The 23,839-nt window shown below is 46.8% G+C and carries 28 protein-coding genes; all 28 read right to left on the bottom strand.

Features of this window, described 5'->3' with window-relative positions:
• The 28 genes from flhF to hslU all read right to left on the bottom strand — a co-directional run bounded on the left by flhF (nt 1) and on the right by hslU (nt 23,815).
• On the bottom strand, nt 1-1,182 hold the full coding sequence (gene flhF, locus EDD67_RS07180) for a flagellar biosynthesis GTPase FlhF (protein WP_121439652.1): 1,182 nt from the start codon (nt 1,180-1,182) through the stop codon (nt 1-3).
• On the bottom strand, nt 1,179-3,233 hold the full coding sequence (gene flhA, locus EDD67_RS07175) for a flagellar biosynthesis protein FlhA (RefSeq protein WP_121439653.1): 2,055 nt from the start codon (nt 3,231-3,233) through the stop codon (nt 1,179-1,181). Before flhA ends, flhF begins: the two co-directional genes overlap by 4 nt.
• 41 nt (nt 3,234-3,274) lie before the next feature.
• Entirely contained in the window at nt 3,275-4,354 is a 1,080-nt protein-coding gene (gene flhB, locus EDD67_RS07170) for a flagellar biosynthesis protein FlhB (protein ID WP_093071814.1), read from the bottom strand.
• A gap of 3 nt (nt 4,355-4,357) precedes the next feature.
• Entirely contained in the window at nt 4,358-5,140 is a 783-nt protein-coding gene (fliR, locus tag EDD67_RS07165; protein WP_121439654.1) for a flagellar biosynthetic protein FliR, read from the bottom strand.
• A gap of 4 nt (nt 5,141-5,144) precedes the next feature.
• Complete coding sequence (gene fliQ, locus EDD67_RS07160; RefSeq protein ID WP_093071812.1) at nt 5,145-5,414, bottom strand: flagellar biosynthesis protein FliQ; 270 nt, start codon at nt 5,412-5,414, stop codon at nt 5,145-5,147.
• A 12-nt stretch (nt 5,415-5,426) separates the two neighbouring features.
• On the bottom strand, nt 5,427-6,110 hold the full coding sequence (fliP, locus tag EDD67_RS07155) for a flagellar type III secretion system pore protein FliP (protein ID WP_093071811.1): 684 nt from the start codon (nt 6,108-6,110) through the stop codon (nt 5,427-5,429).
• Nucleotides 6,107-6,814, bottom strand: coding sequence for a flagellar biosynthetic protein FliO (locus tag EDD67_RS07150; protein ID WP_121439655.1), 708 nt, complete (start codon nt 6,812-6,814; stop codon nt 6,107-6,109). The genes fliP and EDD67_RS07150 overlap by 4 nt, the downstream gene beginning before the upstream one ends.
• A gap of 21 nt (nt 6,815-6,835) precedes the next feature.
• On the bottom strand, nt 6,836-7,198 hold the full coding sequence (locus EDD67_RS07145) for a response regulator (protein WP_093071809.1): 363 nt from the start codon (nt 7,196-7,198) through the stop codon (nt 6,836-6,838).
• Nucleotides 7,199-7,225: 27 nt separating this feature from the next.
• Nucleotides 7,226-8,467, bottom strand: a complete 1,242-nt coding sequence (gene fliY / locus EDD67_RS07140; RefSeq protein ID WP_121439656.1) for a flagellar motor switch phosphatase FliY — start codon at nt 8,465-8,467, stop codon at nt 7,226-7,228.
• Nucleotides 8,460-9,455: a flagellar motor switch protein FliM gene (gene fliM / locus EDD67_RS07135; RefSeq protein WP_093071807.1), complete on the bottom strand. Its 996-nt coding sequence runs from the start codon at nt 9,453-9,455 to the stop codon at nt 8,460-8,462. The genes fliY and fliM overlap by 8 nt, the downstream gene beginning before the upstream one ends.
• Nucleotides 9,456-9,490: 35 nt before the next feature.
• Entirely contained in the window at nt 9,491-9,922 is a 432-nt protein-coding gene (fliL, locus tag EDD67_RS07130) for a flagellar basal body-associated protein FliL (RefSeq protein WP_121439657.1), read from the bottom strand.
• Nucleotides 9,915-10,157: a flagellar FlbD family protein gene (locus EDD67_RS07125; protein WP_121439658.1), complete on the bottom strand. Its 243-nt coding sequence runs from the start codon at nt 10,155-10,157 to the stop codon at nt 9,915-9,917. Before EDD67_RS07125 ends, fliL begins: the two co-directional genes overlap by 8 nt.
• A 109-nt stretch (nt 10,158-10,266) precedes the next feature.
• Entirely contained in the window at nt 10,267-11,136 is an 870-nt protein-coding gene (gene flgG, locus EDD67_RS07120) for a flagellar basal body rod protein FlgG (RefSeq protein WP_121439659.1), read from the bottom strand.
• Between the two features lie 87 nt (nt 11,137-11,223).
• Complete coding sequence (locus tag EDD67_RS07115) at nt 11,224-11,619, bottom strand: TIGR02530 family flagellar biosynthesis protein (RefSeq protein ID WP_244922839.1); 396 nt, start codon at nt 11,617-11,619, stop codon at nt 11,224-11,226.
• A 12-nt stretch (nt 11,620-11,631) separates the two neighbouring features.
• Complete coding sequence (gene flgD / locus EDD67_RS07110; protein WP_242005984.1) at nt 11,632-12,207, bottom strand: flagellar hook assembly protein FlgD; 576 nt, start codon at nt 12,205-12,207, stop codon at nt 11,632-11,634.
• A gap of 15 nt (nt 12,208-12,222) precedes the next feature.
• Nucleotides 12,223-13,671: a flagellar hook-length control protein FliK gene (locus EDD67_RS07105; protein ID WP_121439661.1), complete on the bottom strand. Its 1,449-nt coding sequence runs from the start codon at nt 13,669-13,671 to the stop codon at nt 12,223-12,225.
• Between the two features lie 32 nt (nt 13,672-13,703).
• Nucleotides 13,704-14,291, bottom strand: a complete 588-nt coding sequence (locus tag EDD67_RS07100) for a MotE family protein (RefSeq protein ID WP_162843793.1) — start codon at nt 14,289-14,291, stop codon at nt 13,704-13,706.
• A 14-nt stretch (nt 14,292-14,305) separates the two neighbouring features.
• A complete protein-coding gene (fliJ, locus tag EDD67_RS07095; protein WP_121439663.1) occupies nt 14,306-14,743 on the bottom strand; it encodes a flagellar export protein FliJ in 438 nt (145 codons plus the stop codon).
• On the bottom strand, nt 14,740-16,059 hold the full coding sequence (gene fliI, locus EDD67_RS07090) for a flagellar protein export ATPase FliI (RefSeq protein WP_121439664.1): 1,320 nt from the start codon (nt 16,057-16,059) through the stop codon (nt 14,740-14,742). The genes fliJ and fliI overlap by 4 nt, the downstream gene beginning before the upstream one ends.
• Nucleotides 16,046-16,846 carry a flagellar assembly protein FliH gene (gene fliH, locus EDD67_RS07085; RefSeq protein ID WP_158638198.1) on the bottom strand — a complete coding sequence of 267 codons (801 nt, stop codon included), beginning with the start codon at nt 16,844-16,846 and terminating at the stop codon, nt 16,046-16,048. Before fliH ends, fliI begins: the two co-directional genes overlap by 14 nt.
• Entirely contained in the window at nt 16,839-17,849 is a 1,011-nt protein-coding gene (fliG, locus tag EDD67_RS07080) for a flagellar motor switch protein FliG (protein ID WP_121439666.1), read from the bottom strand. The genes fliH and fliG overlap by 8 nt, the downstream gene beginning before the upstream one ends.
• A 15-nt stretch (nt 17,850-17,864) precedes the next feature.
• Nucleotides 17,865-19,448, bottom strand: a complete 1,584-nt coding sequence (gene fliF, locus EDD67_RS07075) for a flagellar basal-body MS-ring/collar protein FliF (protein ID WP_121439667.1) — start codon at nt 19,446-19,448, stop codon at nt 17,865-17,867.
• A 160-nt stretch (nt 19,449-19,608) separates the two neighbouring features.
• Entirely contained in the window at nt 19,609-19,923 is a 315-nt protein-coding gene (gene fliE, locus EDD67_RS07070; RefSeq protein ID WP_242005985.1) for a flagellar hook-basal body complex protein FliE, read from the bottom strand.
• A gap of 39 nt (nt 19,924-19,962) precedes the next feature.
• On the bottom strand, nt 19,963-20,412 hold the full coding sequence (gene flgC / locus EDD67_RS07065; protein ID WP_093071874.1) for a flagellar basal body rod protein FlgC: 450 nt from the start codon (nt 20,410-20,412) through the stop codon (nt 19,963-19,965).
• Between the two features lie 8 nt (nt 20,413-20,420).
• Nucleotides 20,421-20,828 (bottom strand): flagellar basal body rod protein FlgB, encoded by a 408-nt coding sequence (flgB, locus tag EDD67_RS07060; RefSeq protein WP_121439668.1) that lies wholly within the window; start codon nt 20,826-20,828, stop codon nt 20,421-20,423.
• A 393-nt stretch (nt 20,829-21,221) separates the two neighbouring features.
• Nucleotides 21,222-21,554 carry a hypothetical protein gene (locus EDD67_RS07055; RefSeq protein ID WP_123875815.1) on the bottom strand — a complete coding sequence of 111 codons (333 nt, stop codon included), beginning with the start codon at nt 21,552-21,554 and terminating at the stop codon, nt 21,222-21,224.
• A 47-nt stretch (nt 21,555-21,601) separates the two neighbouring features.
• Nucleotides 21,602-22,378: a GTP-sensing pleiotropic transcriptional regulator CodY gene (codY, locus tag EDD67_RS07050; protein ID WP_093071793.1), complete on the bottom strand. Its 777-nt coding sequence runs from the start codon at nt 22,376-22,378 to the stop codon at nt 21,602-21,604.
• A gap of 21 nt (nt 22,379-22,399) precedes the next feature.
• Nucleotides 22,400-23,815 carry an ATP-dependent protease ATPase subunit HslU gene (hslU, locus tag EDD67_RS07045; protein WP_121439669.1) on the bottom strand — a complete coding sequence of 472 codons (1,416 nt, stop codon included), beginning with the start codon at nt 23,813-23,815 and terminating at the stop codon, nt 22,400-22,402.
• Between the last annotated feature and the right edge of the window lie 24 nt (nt 23,816-23,839).

The following is a 23,839-nucleotide window of genomic DNA, read 5'->3' as shown; positions in this document are numbered from 1 at the left end:
TCATCTCCTCATCAGCCGTTCGGCCAAATCTGTTGCAGAAGTTCCGCTGATATCATCCGGTACATTTTGTCCGTTTGAGATATAGCTGATGCCGATACCATAATCAAGCACGGCGTTATACATCGCTCCGCAAGAATCGGTTTCATCGACTTTTGTAAAGATCAGCTTATGAATCGCAATCAGCTGAAACTGTTCAATAATCGTTTTCATATCCCGGTATTTCGAAGTGACTGCCAGCACGAGATGCGTTTCAATATCTTCGTTAAAATCGATCAGTTCTTTCAGCTGTTGAACATACTGCGAATTGCGAAAGTTCCTTCCCGCTGAATCGATGATAACAAGGTCATACGCGGAAAATTTCTTGACTGCTTCACGAAAATCATCAATTGAATAAGCAACCTCTAACGGGGCATTCAAAATTTTCGCATACGTTTTTAACTGTTCAATCGCGGCGATCCGAAAAGTGTCCGTCGTTATAAACGCGACGCTTTTCCCGTCATTAAGCGCGGCTTCGGCGCCGATTTTTGCCGCTGTTGTTGTTTTTCCCGCACCGGTGGGACCGACGATATTGACGTATTTATGCGAGTAATCAAGCTGTGAAAAGTCAGCGTCCGCTAAACGATGATACAAGGCTTCTTTCATCCAGGAAAAAGCTTCTTCGTATCCTGGCGCATGCTCATCTGTCCGGTACCATTTGCGCAACAGTTCTTTCATCAGTTCCATTCGGTGCTCGCTTTTAATTTCCTGATCGGCTAAAAAGCTGTCCAAAGCATCTAACGGTTCCGGGTATATGCCTGCGTTTTGAGATCCCGTCTGCTGGGTTAAAACAAGTCTTTTCAATTCTTCGATTTCGCTTGCCAAAGCTGATCGATCGTTTGCGCCGGCTGTTTGCTCATGAGTGCCAGCGCTGTTGTTCTTACCGCCATGCGGTGAAACAGCAGCTGTATCTGTTCCTGCTGCGGCAGGGGTTCGTACCGGCCTGCGCTCGCTTGCAGGCTTAGGTGAAGAACGATCATCATCAAGGGCGGCGATCACTTCAATGTTTTTCTTTTTGAAAAAACCGAAGATTCCGCCTTTCTCAATATTTTTCGAGTTAAGAATGACGGCATCTTTGCCCAATTCATCTTTAATTTTTGCCATCGCATCCGTCATGTCCCTGGCGTGTACTTTTTTTATTTTCATCCGGCATTCACCACCCCTGCGCTCTGTACTTCGACTGTCGGTTCAAGCTCATTAAACGAAAGAACCGGAACTTGCGGCATATACCGTTCAATTAAGTGCCGGACATACATCCTTACAGCCGGCGAACAAAGAAGCACCGGCATCCGGCCTGCTTCCTGCATCCGTTCCACTTCTTTCATCACATTTTCGATGATCGACTGCGACGTTTGCGGATCCATGTTAATAAACGCGCCGTGCTCTGTCTGCTGAACGGAATCGGCGATCATTTTTTCTACGTTGCCGCTGACGCTGATAACATGAAGGGCTTCGCCGTCCGGCGCGTATTGTTTTGTAATTTGCCGCGAAAGCGATTGACGCACGTATTCCGTTATTAAATCGGTGTCTTTCGTCATCGATCCGTAATCGGCCAGTGTTTCAAAAATCATCGGCAAGTTGCGGATCGACACTTTTTCTTTCAGCAAATTCGCAAGCACCTTTTGTATTTCACCTGTTGAAAGCGGACTGGGTGTCACTTCCTCGACTAGCGTCGGATAAGATTCATTCAAGTGGTCGACGAGCTGCTTAGTTTCCTGACGGCCGATTAATTCATGCGCATGGCGCTTGATCACTTCTGTCAAGTGCGTCGACACAACAGACGGCGGATCGACGACCGTGTAACCCGAAAGTTCCGCCTGCTCTTTTAAATCCTCTGCTATCCACAAGGCCGGGAGGCCAAACGCCGGTTCGACTGTTTCAATCCCTTTAATCGATTCATCTTCAACACCGGGACTCATCGCCATAAAATGATCTAAAAGCAACTCGCCTTTAGCGACTTCATTGCCTTTAATTTTTATCGAGTATTCATTCGGCTGCAGCTGAATATTATCTCTAATCCGGATTACCGGGACGATCATTCCCATTTCCAAGGCAAGCTGCCGGCGAATCATCACAACTCTGTCGAGCAGATCGCCGCCTTGATTCGCATCCGCCAGCGGGATTAACCCGTAGCCGAATTCAAATTCAATCGGATCCACTTGCAGTAAATTCACGACACTTTCCGGCGACTTCATCTCCTCATCGCCTTGCTCATCGGTTTCGGCCGTTTCAGCAGTCATATCAGCAAGAACTTGCTCCTTGCCGGCGCTGCGTTCAAGGAAAAAGCCTCCGGTTGCTAAAAGAAGGGCAATCGTCGTCGTCACAAACATGTCGATCGGTGTGAACACGCCAAGGGCAAAAATTGTCCCGCCGGCAACGTAGAGCATTTTCGGATAGGCGAGCAGCTGTTTTGTGATATCGTGGCCGAGGTTTCCTTCAGAAGCTGCTCTCGTGACAACAATGCCGGTCGCTGTCGAGATGAGCAGAGCCGGGATTTGTGACACGAGGCCGTCGCCGACCGTCAAGAGTGTATACTTATTCGCCGCTTCATCAAGCGGCAGTCCTTCTTGCACCATTCCGATGACTAAACCGAAAATAATATTGATGATGACAATCACAATACCGGCGATCGCATCGCCTTTGACAAACTTGCTCGCACCGTCCATCGAGCCGTAAAAGTCCGCTTCATTTTCGATTTTTTTGCGCCGTTCTTTCGCTTCCTGATCAGAAATCATTCCCGCATTTAAATCGGCATCAATACTCATCTGCTTCCCCGGCATCGCATCGAGGGTAAAACGGGCGCCGACCTCAGAAACGCGCTCCGCCCCTTTTGTAATAACAATAAATTGAATGACGACGAGAATAACGAACACAACAAATCCGACGAGGGCATTACCTCCGACAACAAAATCGCCAAACGTATCGATCACGTTGCCGGCGTCCCCTTGATTACCTAAAATCGCCCGCGTTGTCGACACATTTAACCCGAGGCGAAAGAGCGTCACGAGCAAAAGCAAAGTCGGAAAGATTGAAAATTGCAAAGGCTCGCGCGTATTCATCGACACGAGTATGATCAAAAGCGCAAACGTGATGTTTATAATGATCAGAAAATCGATCACCGCTGTCGGCAGCGGTATGATCAGCATAATCACGATCATGATGACTCCTAATAAAATACTGAAATCTTTCAATGGCATTTGCGCTTCTCCCCTTACAGATCAATCAATTCTTTTTCGCCTTACACTTTCTTTTGAATCCGGTACACATAAGCAAGCACTTCAGCCACAGCTTTGAACAAATCTTCCGGCACAAGCTGGCCGATCTCGGCCTGATCGTACAAAGACCTCGCAAGCGGCCGGTTTTCCACTGTGACTACTTCATTGTTTTTCGCAATGTTGATCAGCTTTAACGCGACGTAATCAACGCCTTTGGCAACGATAACGGGCGCATCCATTTGATCAGGATCATACTTCAATGCAATTGCATAGTGTGTCGGATTCGTTATCACGACATCGGCTTTCGGCACTTCTTCCATCATACGGCTCATCGCTTGCTGGCGCTGCTTTTCTTTAATCTTGCTTTTAATTTGCGGGTCGCCTTCTGTTTTTTTATGCTCATCTTTGACGTCTTGTTTCGACATACGGATATTTTTTTCGTGATCGTATTTTTGATATGTATAATCAAGCATCGCAAGAAACACGAGCAGCAAAGCGACAGCCAATCCCATCACGACGATTAAATTGCCGATCATATTCGCTGATTCATTGACTGAATACAGGCCCAGCCGCAACAGCTCGTCCATATTGAACCACAAAACAATCCCGGTGACGCCGCCGACGAAGGTGATTTTCATCATCGATTTTAAAAACTCTACAAGCGCGCGGACACTGAAAATTCGTTTAATTCCTTTAATCGGATTGACTTTTTCTAATTTCACTTTGATCGCTTCAGGCGCAAACATAAATCCAACTTGAATATAATTGGCGAATATACCTGCCAAAGCTGCCGCGAGCATAATCGGCGCAACAGTCAAAGCCGCTTCGTACGCATAGGTAACAAACATCGCCCAGACGTTGGCCGGGGTCACTTCCATCAGCATGTACTCTTCGAACGTGAACTGAACAATGCTCGTTAATTGATCAATCACAAATGAACCGACAAACCAAAAGAGCAAAAAAACAAACATGAGGATAAATGCTGTATTTACGTCGGTGCTTTTACCGACCTGTCCTTTTTCTCTCGATTCTTTGCGCTTTTTCGGCGTCGCCTGTTCTGTTTTTTCCTGATTGAAATACTGTAAATCGAGCTGGATATACATGTTTTACACGCCTCCGTAAATTTCCATAAGCGTCCTCATCGTTTCAATCGTTGTATCCATCAAATTTTGCACGAGCATGAAAAAAGGCGCCATCGTTAAAAACATCATAATAAAACCGAGAAAAATTTTCAGCGGCAGCCCGACGACAAACACGTTGACTTGCGGGACGGTCCGGGCAATCATACCGAGGGCGACATCGACTAAAAAGATCGAGCCGACGATCGGAAGCGACATCTGAAAAGCAATTAAAAACATCGTGTTAAACGTGGTCGCGATATATTGCACGTAGTTCTCATCATCGAACGGCAAATATATTTGCTCGAGCGGGATAAATTGAAAGCTGTAAAATGCTCCGTCAATTAATAAATGATGGGCATTGGTCGCAAGCAGAAACATCATCGCAAACGTATAAAGGTAACTGCCGATCATCGGTGACTGCGTGCCTGTTTGCGGATCAATGACATTCGCGATTAAAAACCCGAGTTTTAAGTCCATTAATCCGCCGGCGACTTGAATGGCATAGAGCAAAATCGTCGCAATTAAACCGACTGTCAAACCGACAAGCGCTTCTTTTAAGATTAAGAGAACAAATTCGTAGTTTATTGCAAACACCGGCCAATCGCCGGTAATAAAGACAATCCAGGCCAAAAACAGCGCAATGCCGATTTTTAGCCGTCCGGGAATATTTTCATAAGCGAAAAACGGCAAGGTCATGAAAAAAGCTGTCAGGCGCACGAGGATGAGTAAAAAAGCCGGAAACCACTCAAACAGGTCTAATTCCGTCATCGCACTAACCTATATATTCATGCAGATTGCTGAAAATATCCGTCGCAAACGTCATCGCCTGTGACAGCATCCAAGGTCCGAAGATGACTAGAGCGATCAAAACACCGGCAATTTTCGGAATGAACGCAAGCGTCTGCTCCTGAATTTGTGTTGTCGCCTGAAAGATACTGACGGACAATCCGAGAGCGAGCGCAGTTATTAACAGCGGAGCAGCGATCATCAAAGTCGTAAATACGCCTTGCTCCGCCCATGCTATGACTTGATCTGGACTCATAATCATCCACCTCTAAAAACTTAATAGTAACGAGCGTATCACTAAATGCCAGCCGTCAACCATGACAAACAGCAAGACTTTAAACGGCAGCGCAATCATAACCGGCGGTAGCATCATCATCCCCATCGACATGAGTACGCTCGCAACAACCATATCGATCACTAAAAACGGGACAAAAATCATAAAACCGATTTGAAAAGCGGTTTTTAATTCGCTGATGGCAAATGCAGGAACGAGCGATGTAAGCGGAATATCATCCAATGAATCGGGCTGCTCCTGGCCGGCATAGCCCATAAAAAGCGCCAAATCCTGTTCTCTCGTATGTTCAGCCATGAATTCTTTCATCGGGTCCGCCGCCGCTTCAAATGCCTCTTCTTGTGACAATTCTCCTTCAAACAACGGCTCAAGCGCAGCTTCGTTCACGGCCGAAAACGTCGGAGCCATGACAAAAAAGGTTAAAAACAGCGCCAGTCCGACAATCACTTGGTTGGGCGGCATTTGCTGCGTTGCCAAGCCGTTTCGGACAAACGAGAGGACGATCACGATCCGCGTAAAGCTGGTCATCAATATTAATATCCCCGGAGCAAGCGACAGCACCGTCAATAAAAGCAGAAGCTGAACGGTTGATGTTAAATTGGCCGGATCGTCGCTGAATATATCCAAGGCCGGTATTTCGACCATTAACAAATCGATCATTTTCTATCCTCCATTGCCGAATCAATCTTTTGCCGCGATTTTTTGACATCCTGCATCTCCCGGTTTAATAAATCTTTAAACGCTTCCTCATTCGAAGCCGACGGTTTCTCCCCTGCCGAATAACGGCTGCCGGTCTTTTTCAGCCAGCTTGTCAACTTAGAGACCGGTTCAGCGTAAAACTCATTTCCAGAAATCTCTTCCGTTATCGCAGCCACTTCTTCAGGATCATCGATTTCTTTTAAGAGCTGAACGGAATCGCCGACACCGACAACAAGCACCTTTTCTCCGATTCTCACAAGCTGGACCGACTTGTTTTGACCGACGCCGGCGCCGCCGACTGTTTGGATCGTCCGGTGACTGTTAAAGCGCTGTGAGCGTTTATTAATAAATTTCAAGATCGCATAAATCGCAAAAATGACCGCACCGAGTGCTAAAAGCAGCTGCATTGTCAGAAAAAACATATTTTGATCTTGAATACCTGCCGCTTCGGTTTCATCTTCTTCATTCGTGCTGTCTTGATCAAACGGATCGTTTGTGTCGCTTTCGTCCGGCACGCCGTCCTCTTGAGGCGCCTCCGTTTCAGGCGGAGAATCTTGCAAGCCGTCGATCACAGATTGATTCTCTTCGCCGAATTCATCAGCGCTGACAGCAGACGGGAATACGCTGAGCGTTAAGAGCAGCACGAACATACTTTTAATGATCACTCGTTCGACACCTCCATGCTGTCAGGCAAGGGATTTATTAATCGCTTCCAGCACACGGTCTGCCTGGAACGGTTTGACGATAAAGTCTTTCGCGCCGGCTTGAATAGCGTCAATAACCATCGCTTGCTGGCCCATCGCTGAGCACATAATCACGTTGGCGTTCGGGTCATGTGTGCGGATTTCTTTCAATGCTGTTATGCCGTCCATTTCCGGCATTGTTATGTCCATCGTGACCAAATCCGGGGACTGTTCTTTATAAATATCCACTGCCTGCTGTCCGTCGGCAGCTTCGCCGACGACATTAAAATCGTTTTTCTCCAAAATATCTTTAATCATCATCCGCATAAACGCGGCATCATCTACAATCAATACGCTTGTTGCCATCATCTCGTCTCCTTTCCAATCTCGAAGTTATCTTAAGTTATTCAGCCGTTCTTTCCGGCTGACGATATCTGTTACCCGAACACCGAAGTTCTCATCGATCACAACAACTTCGCCTTTGGCAATCAACCGCTGATTGACTAAAACATCAACCGGTTCGCCGGCAAGTTTATCCAGTTCCACAATTGAGCCTTGCGCCATCTCTAAGATGTCTTTAATCGACCGCTTCGTCCGCCCGAGTTCAACCGTCACTTCCAGCGGGATATCCATCAGCATATCGAGGTTTTTCTGTTCGTTTTGCGATAATGACGGGCCGTCGAAGTTTGAAAAAGCTGCCGGCTGCACATCCGCCTCCCGGCCTTCGCGGTGCTGACGCGAAGAAATTTGCTGGTTTTTGCCAGCCGAGGCTTGGTCTTCGCCGCTCTGTGCTGACATGACAGGCTCCTCGCTGCGCTGCGGTTCTCCCTTTGGCTCTGGCGTTTGCTGTTGTTCCGTTTCTTTCGGTGCGGTTTCTGCTTCCGCAGCCGGTGACGCCGTCTCGCTTTCTGCCGGATTCATTAATTCTGCGACCATATCTTTGGCAAAATCCACCGTCAAAAGCTGCATAATTTTCGAATCGATCAATTGCCCGACTTTCAGATGAAAAGAAATGTTCACCATGATTTCATCGTCCGGCAGTGTGATGCCTTCAGGGTTTTCTTTTAAATCCATCATGTTGATATTCGGCGGCGTAATATCGACTTTTTTATTAAATACAGTCGACATCGACGTCGATGCTGAACCCATCATTTGATTCATCGCTTCCTGAACAGCACTTAATTCCATCTCGCCGAGTTCTGCAGGCGGAGCTGTCCCGTCGTTTCCCATCATCAAATCGGCAATGATGGCAGCGTCGGACGTTTTAATGACGAGCAAGTTTAACCCTTCAAAACCGGAGGTATACTCTACCGAAACGGCGACATGAGGTTTCGGAAACTCTTTTACAAGCTCATCGCTGTGAATAACGGAAACTCCCGGCGTTGTAATCTCGACTTTTTGATTCATCAAGGAAGAAAGGGCGGTAGCCGAACTTCCAAACGAAATGTTGCCGATTTCCCCTAATGTATCCACTTCGATATCAGATAAATAATTGCCCCGGTCTGAAGTTTTATTTTCCGGCTGATCCGCTTCAGCTGCCGATAATTCAGCGTCGTTTTCGTCTTCTTCATCTATGCCGTTTAACAAGGCATTGATTTCTTCTTGCGAAAGCATATCATCATTTTCTTTATTCATCCGCAAGTCCCTCCTCTTCTATTTCATCAGTTATTTGCACAGCGAGATTGTGTTTTATCTTGCCCGGCTGCACTTTAAACTTCGGCTGTTCATCCACATTCATGATCAGCGGATCGTCAATCAGCTGGTCCAATTCGATCATATCGCCGATATCAAGCTGAATAAACTCCTCGATTGTGATCTCGGAGTGCCCGAGTTCAACCGTCATTTCCAGCGGCGCCTGTTTAAGGTTGGATTCAAGTGCAGCAACTTCGGCAGGATCCGGCTCTTTCTTTTTCGTCTGCATCCATAGATGAACGGACAGCTTCGGCAAAATCGACTCAATGACTACGTGCGGCAGGCAAATGTTTATCATCCCTGATGTTTCGCCGATTGTCGTTGAAAATGACACGACGACCACGGTTTCATTCGGCGAGACGAGCTGTAAAAACTGCGGATTAACCTCCATATCGTCCATAACCGGATCGAACTCTTCCACTGACATCCATGCTTCACGGAACGTTTCGAGTGTGCGTTGAAACAGCTGCGTCATAATTTTCGTTTCAATTTCTGTCAAATTATCAACTTTGTCGTACGCTTCGCCCTGTCCTCCGAGCATGCGGTCAAGCATCGCATAAGCAATATTCGGGTTGACCTCCATGACGAACCGTCCATCGAGCGGATAAGGCTCAAACACGTTCAAAATTGTCATTTTCGGTACTGAACGAATGAATTCATCATACGGCAGCTGATCAACCGAAGCGACATTAATCGAGACAAATGTCCGCAGCTGCGCAGACAGCTGCGTCGTTAACAGCCGCGCAAAGTTTTCATGAATCCGCGTTAAACTGCGGATCTGATCTTTCGAAAAGCGCAAAGCCCGTTTAAAATCATACGTTTTAACTTTTTTTTCTTCGTCTTCTTTTTTCAATTCATCTGCATCCATTTCCCCTGTTGAAAGGGCAGAGAGAAGAGCGTCAATCTCTCCTTGCGATAGCACATCTGCCATGAAGCATCACCTCTTTTCTTTCCCGGCTTTAATCGTTATTGAACGACCCATTGGTTAATGTAAATCTCCTCGACATACCCTTCTTGAAGAAGCTGATTCATTTCATTCATCACACTTCGTTTCATCTCTTCGCGGCCTTTTTGTCCGTCGACGTCACTTGAGCCAAGTTCGGAGAGTTCGTTAATAATGATATCTTCGACTTGAAAATCCCTTTTTTCCAGTTCATTTCGCGCCCCTTTATCATTTAACTCGATGACAAACTGGGAACGGATAACTTGGTTGGACTGCAAGTTCGTTGTGATTTCATCCGTTTCAACAGAGCGTTCAATCACTTCGTCGATCGTCGGCTCACCATCCGCGGTTCCCTCATCAAAAAATTGGGTATACAGCACCAATGCTACTGCGCCGATTAACGTTAAAGCGATTAGCACAATCAGCATAATATTTACTAATCGATTGTTAAACATCAAAACCGTTCCCCTTTTCTTCCGCCGATTGCTGCGGAGACTTCAGCAAAGGCATAAAGCCGATTTGCTTATAAAAACGTTCAATTTCTTCGACGACGTCCGCTTCGTTCTCTTTTACGACAATCTTTTTCCCGTTCGTCAATGTAATCGTTGTATCAGGAAACGATTGAACCTGTTCCACATAAAGAGCATTTAATGTAAACGTCTGATCGTTTAACCTTGTCAGTTTAATCATAATATGTATGCGAGTTCCACTGTCAGAAGTGAAACTCTGCCTCCTTTGCCTGCGAATGATCGATCGGTAAAGCGGGCAGGCTCAGCGCCTGTGCGCTAAGCCAAACCGATTAACGCCCTAGATTAACTAATTCCTGTAAAATTTCATCCGAAGTCGTAATCATGCGGGTATTAGCTTGAAATCCGCGCTGACCGACGATCATCTCAGCAAATTCTTCAGCAAGATCGACGTTAGACATCTCGAGCATCGATCCTTGAATTTCTCCGCGGCCTTCCGTTCCTGCGATACCGTATTGCGGGTCACCCGAGTTTGCGGACGGCTGTAATAAGTTATCCCCTTGTTTATTCAACCCTTCCGGATTGTTGAAATTCGCCATCGCGATTTGTCCGAGCGAACGGACTTCACCGTCGGAGAAGACACCGTTAATTTCGCCGGTTTGCGAAATACTGTAACTGTCCAGTGTCGCATCGCCGCCGTCATCTAACCCGATTGCATCCGCTGTTTCTCCGGCAGGCACCTGCAGCTCGCCGAAATCCTCTTCCGCACCTTCCGGATCCACATCAGGGCCGTAACCTTGCACCGTCATGCCGTTCGCATTAACAAGCGTGCCTTCTTCGTCGAGATAGAAATTCCCCGCACGCGTGAAGTATTCTTCATCGCCGTCGTTGACAATAAAGTAACCGTCGCCTGAAATAGCCATATCCAAGTCTCTGCCTGTCCCTTGCGAAGAGCCTTGTGTAGCGATCGTATCAACAGACGATAAGCCGCCGCCGAGTCCGACTTGCTGAGGATTCGTTCCGCCCCGGTCATCTGTCGCACCCGTTGCCCCTTGCATTTGCTGACTGACTAAGTCGTTAAACGTCGCCCGTTCTTTTTTAAAACCGTACGTATTTACGTTTGCGATGTTATTCCCGATGACATCGAGCTTATTTTGAAAGTTGTCCATGCCGCCAATTCCTGAGTATAAAGAGCGAATCATAGTACCTTCCCCTTTCGATTTATGAATGTTTGCGCTGCATCTGTCAGTCAGCAGCGGGTCGGCTTCCGTTAGGTCCGGCCGACATGTTTACTCGTCGATAATAATTGCGCCGTTAATATTGGTGAATAATTGCGAGCCCGCTTCATCCCGGGCCATCGCTGTGATTACTGTTTCATTATCAGCACTGACTACAAACGCCGCGTCATTTGTTAAAACGAGTGAATCGTTCACACCTTTCGATTTTGCTTCTTTTACCCGTTCATGAATGCCTTCCCACGTCTCGCTTGCGACTTCAATACCGCGTTCTTGCAACCGTTTTTCTGCATGTTTGCTGATTTTCAGCTCGGGCGATTCCTCAAGCGTTTTGTTCAACACAGATTGAAACGACGTCCCGGACGTTTTCGGCTCCGCCTCTTTCGGTTGGACAGGCGGCTTTTGCATCGGCTGCCGAATATGGTGAGGCATGATTTTGTGATCCATCATTGTCACCTGCTCTTAAAGTTGATTTTCGTTTGCCGCGGTTTCTGCTGCCGGTTCCTGCACAGAGAGAATATCCTCGGTTGACAGTTCTTTTTCATCATCAATCACAAGCGTTGCATTGCCGTCTTTAAATTTGACGGCGGTAACGAGTCCGCTGTTTTTCTCTAAATGAACTTCTTCTTCGGACAGCCCTTCTTCTTTTTCTTCGTTTGTAAGCGGCCTTTCCCATTCAACTTGTTTGCCGATTAAATCACTGTGGCTGACAAATTGCTGCTGTTCTTGCGAGGCAACGAAATCAGTCAATGTTTCATTCATGCTGATCATTTGCTCCATTGACGAAAATTGCGCCATTTGCGCGACAAATTCTTTGTCATCCATCGGATCCAGCGGGTCTTGATTTTGCAGCTGAGTCATTAAAATTTGTAAAAAGGCATCCTGGTCTAAGTTCGGGTCGCCTTGTCCTGACTGCTGTTCTTGCTGCTCTAAGTAATCTTCGTAACTTAAACTGTCCGTCACATCCGGACCTTGCGGCTGGGTGTTTCCAAACTGAGACTGCATTGGCTGGGCGTTCATATCACCCGTGATCGGCATCGTTTGCCTCCTTCATTAAGCTTCTTCGTTCATGGATGCTTCAGATTCCAGCGTTTCTTCGAGAAACTCGGAAAAATCAAGCGTTTCAGCTTCTTCGTGTTCGTCTGCATCCTCTTCCGGCGAGTGGCTGCCATTTTCAGCATCAGATTGACTTTGATCTTTTAACAGCTGATTGGTCTGTTGCTGCGTAATCTCAATTTTTTCCACTGGAATATTTTGTGCCTGGAAAGCATTTCTTAAAGATTGCAGCTGGCCATCCAGCAATTCTCTGGCCGATTGCGTACTTGTCATTAATTTGGCCGTCATCATGCCGTTAACTTGTTGAAGCTGGATATCAAGGCGCCCGAGTGATTCAGGGTGCAATTTAATATTCAGCTGCTGCAAACCGTTATTTAACTGCTGAAACGAACTGCGGGATAACAGATTTTGAAATTGGCGTATCAGCTGTTCCTGCGAAGTCCGCTCTGATTGCTGCGGCTGGGTGTCGCCGGCTGAACTCATAAAATGCTGAAACCTAGCGAGTTGACTGTTCGTTGACTCGAGCATTAACGAAGGTCCTTGATTGCCGGGATTCGTCGCTACAGCTTTTTGCGCTGCTTGCTTTAAATAGGCTAATTCCGCGTACCGGCTTGACGCTGATTCAGAACGGCTGCTCTCGCTCGCTCTTTCAGTTATAGCCGGCATCTGGCGCTCTTGTTCGGCTTTTTGAAATAACCGGCTCATGTCGTTTAAGACTGAACGGCTTTCGGGACGGGAAGCTGGATCTTTTAGGCTAAACAATTTTGCCGCCGTTTGTTCCAAAGCCTGAACAAACGCTGCTTCAGAATCTCCATCGATTAACTCAACCGGCGTTTGCTCATCACCTGCTTGGATCAGCATGGCGATAATCGCAAGCGGATCGCCGCTGTCTGCAAAATCTTCCGTCAGTTCTTGAAAGGAAACCTGCTCTTCAAAGAACGCTTTCAGTTCCTCACGCCACTCGGACGGCAATTCGCCGAGGAGGTTTTCGGCATCCGCACTTGCTAAGCTCTCCTCATCCAGCCGGAGTGAATCCTCGGGAACTTCTGCAAGCAGATCTTGCATTTTTTCCAGCAATTCGGCATAATCAGCATTTGCAAAAGCCGCCGGTATTTCATGATTCAATAACGAACCGATCTCCGCAAGGGCTTCTTCTTTCTTTGCTGACAACGACACGTCCTTTAATATCTCTTCAAGAGAGAGATCTGCGTTTGTCATCAGCAACTTCAGCTTTCCGCTGTCTTCAATCCCGGAATCGAGCAGGGATAACAGCTTTTCCGCTCCCTTTTTTTCGCTCTCTTCACCCAAGGAGAGACCGGCAAGCAGCGCAGAAAAGCCGCCGTCTTTTTCCTTGATGGACGATGACGAGTTTAGCGGTGTTTTCCCTTGTGCCTTTTCATGAAGCACATTGCCCCCTGCAGGCATTATTCCTGCTGCATGCATCATTTTTTTCACCTCCTCTCAAAACGTGTTAACGGTTATTCAGCTAATTGATCAAGAATCGATGCTGCTAAGTCCGGCTCAACGCGGGAAAGGATATCTGATCGATCACGCGGGCTCATTTCCCGAAAATAGGTCACTGCTTCTGCTTCAGACATTTCTTCGACTATCGCAGCAGCTCGGGAAGGAGTCATCTCTTGCAGCGTGCGGACAACATCGTTAAGGTCGACAACAGCACCGTCTTCTTCATCCTCTTCAGTTTGACCCTCTCCGTCGGATTCATACAGTTCGAGCTGGTCTTCGAGACTTTCGTTCTCTTCTGCCAACTCCTCCATATCAGCTTCCAAGGCTGCGATTTCATTATGCAGCGCATCGTTTTCATGCTCGAGCTGAGCAATGTATTCATCATCGGGAAGATCCTCGCCGCTTCGGGTCTCTTCAGTTTCTTCGTTATCTGTAAACGGAAGCGTATTCACGGCGTCTTGCAGATACGAACCGACGTTGAAACCGAGGTAATACAAAAGTACAACAGCCAAGATTACAGCAAATACCGCCGGAATAAATACGACCATAAAGAAAACTTGCAGTTTGCTTTGTTGTTTTTCAGCTTGCTTGTTTTTACTCATAAATTCACCCGTTTTCATCGCCTGACAAATTGCTGCACAGAGATTTCGTCAAGAAATTTCATTTCTTCGCTCTTTTCTGCGGCTAAAAATGCTTCGTGTTTGAGTTCTTTCATTTTTTCGTATTTTTTCAAATCAACTGTTTTAACTGTTAAGTATTTCTGTTTTTCTTGCATCTTGCTTCGTTTTTGATTCGTTTCCTTTTCCAAACGGGCAATTTCTTTTTGTAAATAAGCGAGTGTCTGCTCGGTCATTTGAATGCCGGCAATCGACAAGCCTTCTGTTAACTGCCGCGTTTTTTCGTGCTCAAGCTCTTCGCGCCGCTTCAGCATTTCATAAAGCTTAGTCGCCGTTTGTTCAAACGCTTCAACCGCTTCGTGATAACTTTTTTCTGCTTCGTTTTTCTCGCGGTCTCTCACATCAAGAACTTTTTGCAATGAAAACTGAAAACTCATCGCTTTCCTCCTTCATCAAATTGCGCTGTCATCTCACCGACTGTTTCTGCAAATGTATACGTTTCGTTGAAAGATTGCTGCAAAAATCCCGTCGCATCCGGATGCCGTTTGACGGCTTCATCCACCGCTTTGTTCGAGCCTTTTTTGTAAGCGCCGATGTTGATTAAATCTTCCGATTCCCGGTACGTCGCAAGAATGTTGCGGATTTTATCTGCCGCCCGGCGATGTTCGTCAGAAACTAAGTCATTCATCACACGGCTGATGCTTTTTAACGGGTTGATTGCTGGAAAATGTCCTTTATTCGCCATATCCCGGTCGAGGACCAAGTGACCGTCTAAAATACCGCGGACAGCATCGGCCACCGGCTCGTTCATATCATCCCCGTCAACTAAAACAGTATAAAATGCCGTAATCGACCCCGACGCATTTAATCCGCTTCGTTCCAATAAACGCGGCAGCAGAGCGAATACTGACGGCGTGTAACCTTTCGTCGTCGGCGGTTCACCGATCGCCAAACCGATTTCCCGCTGGGCCATCGCAACGCGGGTAACCGAATCCATCATCAAATTCACATCATAACCTTGGTCGCGAAAGTATTCACTGATCGCCGTAGCTGTCATTGCACCTTTAATCCTCATTAACGGCGGCTGATCGGACGTCGCTACAACAATAACCGTGTTTGCTAAACCTTCCGCGCCTAAATCCCGTTCAATAAACTCGCGCACTTCGCGCCCGCGTTCACCGATCAAGGCGATCACATTTATTTGCGCTTCGGAACTCTTCGATATCATCGCCATCAGCGTGCTTTTCCCGACACCGCTTCCGGCAAAAATACCGAGCCGCTGTCCCTTTCCGACAGTGAACAGCCCGTCGATCGCTTTCACGCCCAATCCAAGCGGCTCTTTAATCCGCGGTCGTGTCATCGGATTCGGCGGCGGATTATCTGTCGAGTACGATTGCAGCCCGATTTGGGCTCGTTCCCCGTCAAATGGACGGCCTAGACTGTCGACAACCGTTCCGATAAGTTCTGTTCCGATCTTGACTTCCAACGGCCGGTCGAGCGATTCAACAAGACTGCCGGGGGCAATTTCAACGAGGCGGTCAAACGGCATTAAAAGTACATTCTCTTCTTTAAACCCGACCACTTCCGCTAAAATCTGTCTGCCCCGTTTGCCGACATGAATACTGCAAATATCACCGACAGATGCCCGCGGGCCTTTTGATTCAATCATCAAACCGACGACTTGCGATACCTTGCCAAAATATTGGTACGGAGAGACTTCGCCAATGACAGAAAGAAGCTTATTTGTATTCATCTTGCAAACCGCCTTTTAACGATTCAAAAAGTTGATGCCGAATTTGTTTCAGCTGTTTGTCAACGGATGCATCAACAAGTCCGAAAGGGGTTTCTAATACACAACCGCCGACTTGCAGCTGTTCATCAGGATAAATCACCAATTCTCCGGTATGAACAGCAATTTCTTGCAGTTCTTGTTGATGGTTGAGGGTGAATTCATACCAATCAGGATGAACGTAAATTTTAATTTCTTCCTGTTCACGGACTTCCGTGACCGCCTGTTTAACAAGCTCTGTCCAAGAACATGCATCTTCGTCCAGCGTACGGCTGATCACTTTCTCTGCCATTGCTGCTGCAATTTTGATTATATCCGGTTCAGCTTTTTGAAGACGCCGATTGTAATCCGCTTTCGCCGCGTCGACAATTTGTTTCGCTTCGTTAATAATTTCGCGGTATTCTTCTTTTCCCATCGCAACGCCTTGCTGATACCCGTCATCATACCCGGATTGAGACGCTTCTTTGAACCGCTTTTCAGCTTCTGCTGCGATTTGCTGTTTCTCTTCTTCGATTTCCTCGGCCCAAGATCTTTTTTCCTCCTCAAACGCCTGCTGCATTTGCTGAATCGTTTCTTTTTCAGCGGCCAGACGTTCTTTTTCGGAAGCAGCAGTTTCGTTATCGTCAGGCTGATGCGATAAGAACTCCTCTTCGAAAACGGCGGCCGTTTCTGGTTTGATCTCTTTTAAGCCGATTGTGCGTTCAGCTTGTTTCTTCGGCAGAGCATACGGGGGCTTGATAATTCTAGACAATAATATCATCCCCTCCGCCGCGGGCGATCACGATCTCGCCGGCCTCTTCAAGACGGCGGATCACAGCGACAATTCTTGTTTGGGATTCTTCAACATCGCGAAGACGGACAGGCCCCATGTATTCCATTTCCTCTTTAAACGTTTCAGACATGCGCTGAGACATATTATTGAAGACTGTTTCTTTCACTTCATCGCTGGCTACTTTTAAGGACAGCTGTAAATCTTCATTTTCAACATCGCGAATAACCCTTTGTATCGAGCGGTTGTCGAGAGTAACGATATCTTCAAAGACAAACATGCGCTTTTTAATTTCTTCAGCCAGTTCAGGGTCTTGAATTTCTAAGGAATCCAAAATCGTTCTTTCTGTCGAACGATCGACGCTGTTTAAGACTTCAACGACAGACTCGATTCCGCCTGCTTGCGTGTAGTCTTGCGTAACGGTTGAGGACAGCTTTTTTTCCAAAATGTTTTCGACTTCATTGACGATCTCAGGCGACGTGCTGTCCATTACGGCGATCCGTTTCGCGACATCGGCCTGCAATTCCTGCGGAAGGTCTGAGAGGATTTGTCCTGATTGTTCGCTGCTTAAATACGACAAAATCAGTGCAATCGTTTGCGGATGTTCATTTTGAATAAAATTGAGAATTTGCTGCGGGTCGGACTTTCGGGCAAAATCAAACGGCCGCACTTGCAACGTCGACGTTAAACGATTGATGATTTCCATTGCATCGTCCGCTCCGAGCGCTTTTTCCAGTACATCCTTTGCGTAACCGATGCCGCCTTGCGTGATGTAATCCTGCGCAACAGCAAGCTGATGAAACTGATCGAGCACTTCTTCTTTTGTGTTTTGTTCCACTTTTCGGACCCCGGCAATTTCAAGTGTTAATTTTTCAATCTCTTCTTCGGATAAGTGTCTATAAACATGAGCTGAAACATCCGGGCCGAGAGAGATTAATAGAATGGCGGCTTTTTCTTTGCCGGTCAGTTCTTTTCGTTTCGCCATTGTCTGTACCTCCTTTTAATCCTCTGACAGCCACGTTCTGATCAGTTTTGAAAATTCTTCCGGTTTATCTTTCGCCAGCTGTTCAAGCTGTTTTCGCCGAGCTGCTTCTTCTGTATTCGGTTCTTCATCGATTGGCGGAAGCTGAAATTCTTCCTGTTCCCGTAATGTAACCGCTTCTGCTGTATCTTCGCTTCGCTGTCTGCGCGCTAAAATGATCACAAGAACGATCACCGCAGCTCCGGCGGCTCCGGCAACATAAACCCATGAAGGAATCCCGCCGCCCGCTTCTTCTACTTCTGTACGTCCAAAAAATTCTTGCGATGATACATAGACCCGGTCTGCGATTTCATCATCTTCCCACTCCGCGGTAATATCAGCTGAAACAGATGTTCGCACGACTTGGCCCAAAATTTCTTCGATATCATTGAGCGTCTCCGGCGGAAGCGAATTGGGATCTTCCGGTTCAGGCGGTTCCACCATCACTTGAATGCCGATATCGCGGACCATATACGGGCTTTCGCTGATCTCTCTGTGAATTCTGTTCACGTCATAGTTGATCCGTTCTTCAATCCGTTCGGAGTCGCCGGCTCCGCCTCCTGCTGCTGCAGGAAAGTTCGGGATGTCATCATCACCGGTACCGGCAACTTCCTCACCGACCGCTTCGCCTTCGTATGTATCGGTTATATTTTCAACACTGATCGCTAAACCTTCCATATTCTCTTCATCCACCGGTTCGACAAGATCTTCCATGCGGTTTTCTTGCGTGAAATCAATATCTGTATTCACAGTTGCGACAACTTTGTCAGGCCCGATGAGCATGCCGAGCATTTGCTGCAGTTCGTTTTGAATATCGGCTTCAATATCCTGCTGGATCGCACGGTGTTCCTCATAAGCGGACATCGAACCATCGCCTGATCGCGGTTCATCCTCCAATGTTAAATGACGCGACATTTGATCCATGATCACAATGTTTTCAAGCGGGAGGTTCGGAACGCTCCGGGAAACCAAGTGATGCAGGGCGCGAATTTGTTCATTTTCCAACGAAAACCCTTGCTCCAAATTCACTAAAACGGATGCTGTTGCCTCTTCATCTGATTCACCGACCCAGACACTCTCTTCCGGCATCGTAATCATCACTTGTGAAGATTGCACTCCGTCAACATTACGCATAAGATCTTCAATCGAACTTTGTATTGCCGCCCGTTCAAGCAACTCAAATTCGCTGTCTGTGGTTCCAAATCCCATGTTATCGCCAAACGTTGAATAGTCTATTCTGCCCGAATCAGGAATACCTTCCGCCGCCAAGTCGACACGCAAATCATCGGCACGTTCTTCCGGGACGCGAATGACAGTGCCGTCAGCGGAGATTTCGTTGGCTATTCCCCGTCCGTCGAGTTCTGCTTTAATTTCGCCTGTTTCATGTTCAGTTAAATTCGTATAGAGCGGAACGTAATTTGTCCGGCTTCCCATCCAAGTAAAAGCTAAAATCACTATCAACATGAGAGCCGCTGCCGCAACAAGCAGCCCTTGCTGTTTTTTCGTCCGGGACTGCCAAAATTCAGTTGTTTTCTTTTTATAATCGAGTACCTTTTCGTTCATGGCTCCTCCTACTTTACGACAATAAGCAGCCGTTGCTTAAATAATTGGTAGTTGTATGTATGTTCGGTGCTGTTCGTTTTAAAAAACAATAAATGACTGCGGAAGAAAAGAGAGACTGGCCAACACTGACCCGGGTCTCTCTTCGCGCAACACAGTTTCATTACACTTGCATACGCATCATTTCTTCATAAGCGCCGACAATTTGGTCGCGAACTTCAATCGTTGTTTGCAATGCAATCGATGCCTGCTGGGATGAAATCATCACATCGTGCAGATCGACATCGCCGCCGCGCGCCATTTTTTCGGTCATCTCTTTTGACTCCAATTGCTTATCATTGACGTCTTCGACCGCTTCATTCAGCATCGTTTTAAACGTCGACTGCGCCTCTCCGGACGACATCTCCTGATTTTGCACAGGGTTATTCTCTCTTGCTGACGGCATAGCCTGCATCCGCTGAACCTGTTCCATATTCATATAGATCTTCCTCCTTATCTATCAATACCGGCAGACGGATTAGCCGCGCCCGATTTCCAATGCTTTCATCATCATATTTTTATGCGCATCAAACGTTGTAACGTTCGCCTCGTAACTTCTCGAAGCGCTCATTAGATCAATCATTTCTTTGAGCGGATCGACATTCGGCAGTTCGACATAACCGTCTTCATCAGCATCCGGATGTTCCGGATTGTACTCTTGGCGAAACGGCGATTGATCCTCGACAATGCTCCCGACTTTGACGCCTTCTGTCGCTCCGCCTGAAGAAGCCCGGTTCAAATGGTCAGAGAAGCTGCTGTCAGAGCTGTTCGGCTGCAAAGTCGTCATTTTCCGGCGGTAAGGTTCCCACTCACCGTCGACCATCCGGCCTCTTGTCGAATCTGCATTCGACATGTTCGAAGATACGACATCCATCCGCAAGCGCTGCGATGTTAATGCCGAAGCTGTTGCATTCATTCCGTCAAACATCGACATTCTTACGCACCTCCTTGTCCTAATACGGTCCGCACACTGTTAAATCGGCCGTTCAGCCGATCAATTAACGCGTTGTAATAAACTTGATTTTCCGCCATTTGGCTCATTTCTAAATCAATATCGACGTTATTGCCGTTATGATTGTAGTCTGTGTTCTTGCGCTTCAGCGTTTCTGGCTGACCGCCGGCCGGACCGCCGCCAAACTCCACATGCCTGTTGTCATTTTGATGGGCATTGAGCCGCTGATCTTCCATCGCATTTTGAAGCTGATGATTGAACTTTGTCTTCTCTGCGCTGTAGTTCGGAGTATCGACATTGGCAATATTATTTGAAATCGATTTTTGTCGGCCGGAAGACGCATTTAATGATGTTTGAAGCAATTGGTTCAATGAGTTGTTTACAACATCCATCCCTTTTCAGCCTTCCTTTTTCAGAGAAATTTTTAAAACTATTGAACGTGTAAATAAAATCTGTTTAACTTATGTAACATTCGGGTAACTACATTGTCATTTTAATGAAAAAAAACAAGCTTGTCGATTTATGTTGAAAATTTTCTTATGTTAATAAAATAGGCCTAATAGATAATGCAGACTTTTTTGCAATACACCAATCTTTATCCCTATTTTTTACCTTGATTTATCCATACATACTTTAACATATTTTTATTAAATTCTGGCATAAATTCTAAAAAAAAATAAAAAATTAAAAAAGCGTTCATAAAATGAACGCTTCAGACTGTAGACAAACTATATTTTTATGTCAGCCATGAATCCACTACCCCCCCGCTTGCCCCAGGCAAGGACTCAGCTAGTATTCGGCGGCCATGGACCGCCGAATCCGGATCTTCGTCTCTTGCTTTCCCGGAGGCGTCGGAGGAGTGGATGCGTGGCTTCTTTTTTATGAATACACTCGCTTAAAAAAAGAGGATGACCCAGCATCCCGGCTTTCTCCTGCGGGATAGCGAGACAGACGAGACCCTGCAGGGCATCAGCCCGAAGCGGCTCGGCGCTCGCCCGCGGACTAGTAAGACACGGCGAAGTCTTTTTGAGCCGATGTCGCAGTGATACCTTCAGGTGAAAGAAGCCGGACGATGCGTCGTCATCCGTTCCTTTTAACATGACATCTAACGATGTCATGACTTTGTCAACACTCTAAAGCGTTCATAAAATCAACGCTTTTTTGTCTACTTTTTAAGGTTTTCTAATTTTGAAAGAAACTTCTCATTCGTTACTTTAATATATGTCCCTTTCATCCCGAGCGACCGCGATTCAATGACCCCGGCGCTTTCCAGCTTTCGCAGCGCATTGACGATCACAGAACGGGTAATTCCTACCCGGTCGGCAATTTTACTTGCAACCAACAAGCCTTCATCGCCTTCTAATTCTTCAAAAATGTGATCGACAGCTTCCATTTCGCTGTACGACAATGAATTGACCGCCATATCTACAACAGCATTTTTCCGCGCTTCTTCTTGAAGTTCTTCCGATTTTTCATGCAAGATTTCCATGCCGACGACCGTCGCCCCGTATTCAGCAAGAAGCAGATCGTCGTTATCAAAAGACTCATCCAACCGCGATAAAATCAAAGTTCCTTGCCGTTCGCCGCCGCCTTGTACCGGTACAATTGTCGTTAACCCGTTGGCAAATAACTCCTTATTTTCAACAGGAAAAGCAGTGTATTCGCTGTTAATGTCAATGTTTGGTGATGTTTCGGTTATATCAAACAGACCGGCAATATACTCTTCAGGAAACTGGCGTTCTTCAAGCATTTGTTTCATCCGCGGGTTTTCAATTTCTTGCTTAATCGAATAGCCGAGCAACTTTCCCCGACGGCTGACAACAAAAATATTCGCACCGATAACATCGCGAAGCGTTACCGCCATTTCTTTAAAATTGACCGACTGTCCTGCGCTTTTTTCCAGCAGTTCATTAATTTTTCTCGTTTTCGTTAATAAATCCATATAACTTCCTCCTCTAGTTGGTTATAAAATGTAGCGGCTCATATCTCGGTTTTCCGCAACATTCGCCAATTTCTCTTCCACGTATTCTTTTGTAATCGTAATTTCTTCCATATTAATGTCGCATGCTTCAAACGACAGGTCTTCTAAAAGCTTTTCCAAAATGGTGTGGAGACGGCGGGCGCCGATATTTTCCGTTTCATCGTTAACAAACGTCGCGATCTCAGCAATTCTGTGAATCGCTTCGTCCGTGAATGTAAGCGCGATCTCTTCGACGTTCAGCATCGCTTGATATTGTTTAATTAACGCGTGTTTCGGTTCAATGAGGATCCGGACAAAATCTTCAACGGTCAGACTGTCGAGCTCCACGCGGATCGGAAAACGCCCTTGCAGTTCCGGTATCAAATCGGAAGGTTTCGTAAAGTGAAACGCTCCGGCTGCGATGAAGAGCATATGATCGGTTTTTACAGCACCGTATTTCGTCATCACCGTCGATCCTTCGACAATCGGCAGGATGTCGCGCTGGACGCCTTCTCTCGAGACATCCGCAGACTGCCCTTCGCTTTTGCCGGCGACTTTATCCACTTCATCAATAAAAATGATCCCGAGCTGTTCTGCGCGTGAAATTGCCTCGGTGTTTACTTCTTCCATATCGATCAGTTTATGCGCTTCGTCTTCAGCTATAACTTTACGCGCCTCTCTGACCGGGAGCTTGCGTTTTTTCGTTTTTTTCGGCATCATACTGCCGAGCATGTCCTGCATGTTCATACCCATTTGTTCCATTCCCGTACCTTGCATCATATCCGAGAAGTTTCCTTGCTGTTCTTCAACTTCAATCGATACTTCACGGTCTTCTAATTCTCCGGCTTTTAACCGTTCGCCAATCCGTTCGCGCCGCTTGCGGACTGTTTCTTCGGCCGGGCTTTCCTCTGCTGGTTCTTCCGGTTCACTTTCCTCCGTGCCCCCGCTTTGAAACAGCATTTCAAGCGGATTCCGGTAGGACGACGATGTATCCTTTTTCCCTGAAGGCACAAGCAGCTCAACGAGTCTTTCATCAGCTTGCTTTTCCGCTTTTGCACGGACTTTGTTCATTTTTTCTTCCTTTACGATGCGAATAGACGTTTCAACGAGATCACGAACCATCGATTCCACGTCACGGCCGACATAGCCGACTTCGGTAAATTTGGTCGCTTCGACTTTTGTAAAGGGAGCTCCGACCAGTTTCGCGAGCCGGCGCGCAATCTCAGTCTTACCTACGCCCGTCGGACCGATCATTAAAATATTTTTCGGCGTGATTTCGTCTTTTAAGCTGTCTTCTAACATGTGTCGGCGATACCTGTTTCGCAGTGCTACTGCGACAGACCGCTTCGCCGCTGCCTGGCCGACAATGGATTCGTCGAGTCGTTCAACAATTTGTTTCGGTGTCAATGAACTGCTCATCTGTTCTCATTCCCCGCTTTTAAG

Origin of the sequence: Salisediminibacterium halotolerans (assembly GCF_003814815.1) — a bacterium.
In the GTDB taxonomy this organism is placed as follows: Bacteria; Bacillota; Bacilli; order Bacillales; family Salisediminibacteriaceae; genus Salisediminibacterium; species Salisediminibacterium halotolerans.
Note: the sequence above shows the minus strand (reverse complement) of the source record. Positions and strands in the feature narration are given on the sequence as shown.

Coding starts and splice junctions, on each gene's coding strand:
- flgB (WP_121439668.1), bottom strand. CDS start 20,828: ATGGATGTTGTAAACAACTCATTGAACCAATTGCTTCAAACATCATTA.
- fliP (WP_093071811.1), bottom strand. CDS start 6,110: ATGATCGATTTGTTAATGGTCGAAATACCGGCCTTGGATATATTCAGC.
- fliE (WP_242005985.1), bottom strand. CDS start 19,923: ATGAATATGGAACAGGTTCAGCGGATGCAGGCTATGCCGTCAGCAAGA.
- fliF (WP_121439667.1), bottom strand. CDS start 19,448: ATGAACGAAAAGGTACTCGATTATAAAAAGAAAACAACTGAATTTTGG.
- EDD67_RS07105 (WP_121439661.1), bottom strand. CDS start 13,671: ATGATGCATGCAGCAGGAATAATGCCTGCAGGGGGCAATGTGCTTCAT.
- fliR (WP_121439654.1), bottom strand. CDS start 5,140: ATGACGGAATTAGACCTGTTTGAGTGGTTTCCGGCTTTTTTACTCATC.
- fliL (WP_121439657.1), bottom strand. CDS start 9,922: ATGTTTAACAATCGATTAGTAAATATTATGCTGATTGTGCTAATCGCT.
- fliJ (WP_121439663.1), bottom strand. CDS start 14,743: ATGAGTTTTCAGTTTTCATTGCAAAAAGTTCTTGATGTGAGAGACCGC.
- flhF (WP_121439652.1), bottom strand. CDS start 1,182: ATGAAAATAAAAAAAGTACACGCCAGGGACATGACGGATGCGATGGCA.
- EDD67_RS07100 (WP_162843793.1), bottom strand. CDS start 14,291: ATGAGTAAAAACAAGCAAGCTGAAAAACAACAAAGCAAACTGCAAGTT.
- flgG (WP_121439659.1), bottom strand. CDS start 11,136: ATGATTCGCTCTTTATACTCAGGAATTGGCGGCATGGACAACTTTCAA.
- EDD67_RS07145 (WP_093071809.1), bottom strand. CDS start 7,198: ATGGCAACAAGCGTATTGATTGTAGATGATGCCGCGTTTATGCGGATG.
- flgD (WP_242005984.1), bottom strand. CDS start 12,207: ATGCCGATCACGGGTGATATGAACGCCCAGCCAATGCAGTCTCAGTTT.
- flhB (WP_093071814.1), bottom strand. CDS start 4,354: ATGTATATCCAGCTCGATTTACAGTATTTCAATCAGGAAAAAACAGAA.
- fliI (WP_121439664.1), bottom strand. CDS start 16,059: ATGAATACAAATAAGCTTCTTTCTGTCATTGGCGAAGTCTCTCCGTAC.
- codY (WP_093071793.1), bottom strand. CDS start 22,378: ATGGATTTATTAACGAAAACGAGAAAAATTAATGAACTGCTGGAAAAA.
- hslU (WP_121439669.1), bottom strand. CDS start 23,815: ATGAGCAGTTCATTGACACCGAAACAAATTGTTGAACGACTCGACGAA.
- fliY (WP_121439656.1), bottom strand. CDS start 8,467: ATGAATAAAGAAAATGATGATATGCTTTCGCAAGAAGAAATCAATGCC.
- fliG (WP_121439666.1), bottom strand. CDS start 17,849: ATGGCGAAACGAAAAGAACTGACCGGCAAAGAAAAAGCCGCCATTCTA.
- fliQ (WP_093071812.1), bottom strand. CDS start 5,414: ATGAGTCCAGATCAAGTCATAGCATGGGCGGAGCAAGGCGTATTTACG.
- EDD67_RS07115 (WP_244922839.1), bottom strand. CDS start 11,619: ATGATGGATCACAAAATCATGCCTCACCATATTCGGCAGCCGATGCAA.
- fliM (WP_093071807.1), bottom strand. CDS start 9,455: ATGGCAGATGTGCTATCGCAAGGAGAGATTGACGCTCTTCTCTCTGCC.
- EDD67_RS07055 (WP_123875815.1), bottom strand. CDS start 21,554: ATGACATCGTTAGATGTCATGTTAAAAGGAACGGATGACGACGCATCG.
- flgC (WP_093071874.1), bottom strand. CDS start 20,412: ATGTTTGACGGAATGAATGCAACAGCTTCGGCATTAACATCGCAGCGC.
- flhA (WP_121439653.1), bottom strand. CDS start 3,233: ATGCCATTGAAAGATTTCAGTATTTTATTAGGAGTCATCATGATCGTG.
- EDD67_RS07125 (WP_121439658.1), bottom strand. CDS start 10,157: ATGATTAAACTGACAAGGTTAAACGATCAGACGTTTACATTAAATGCT.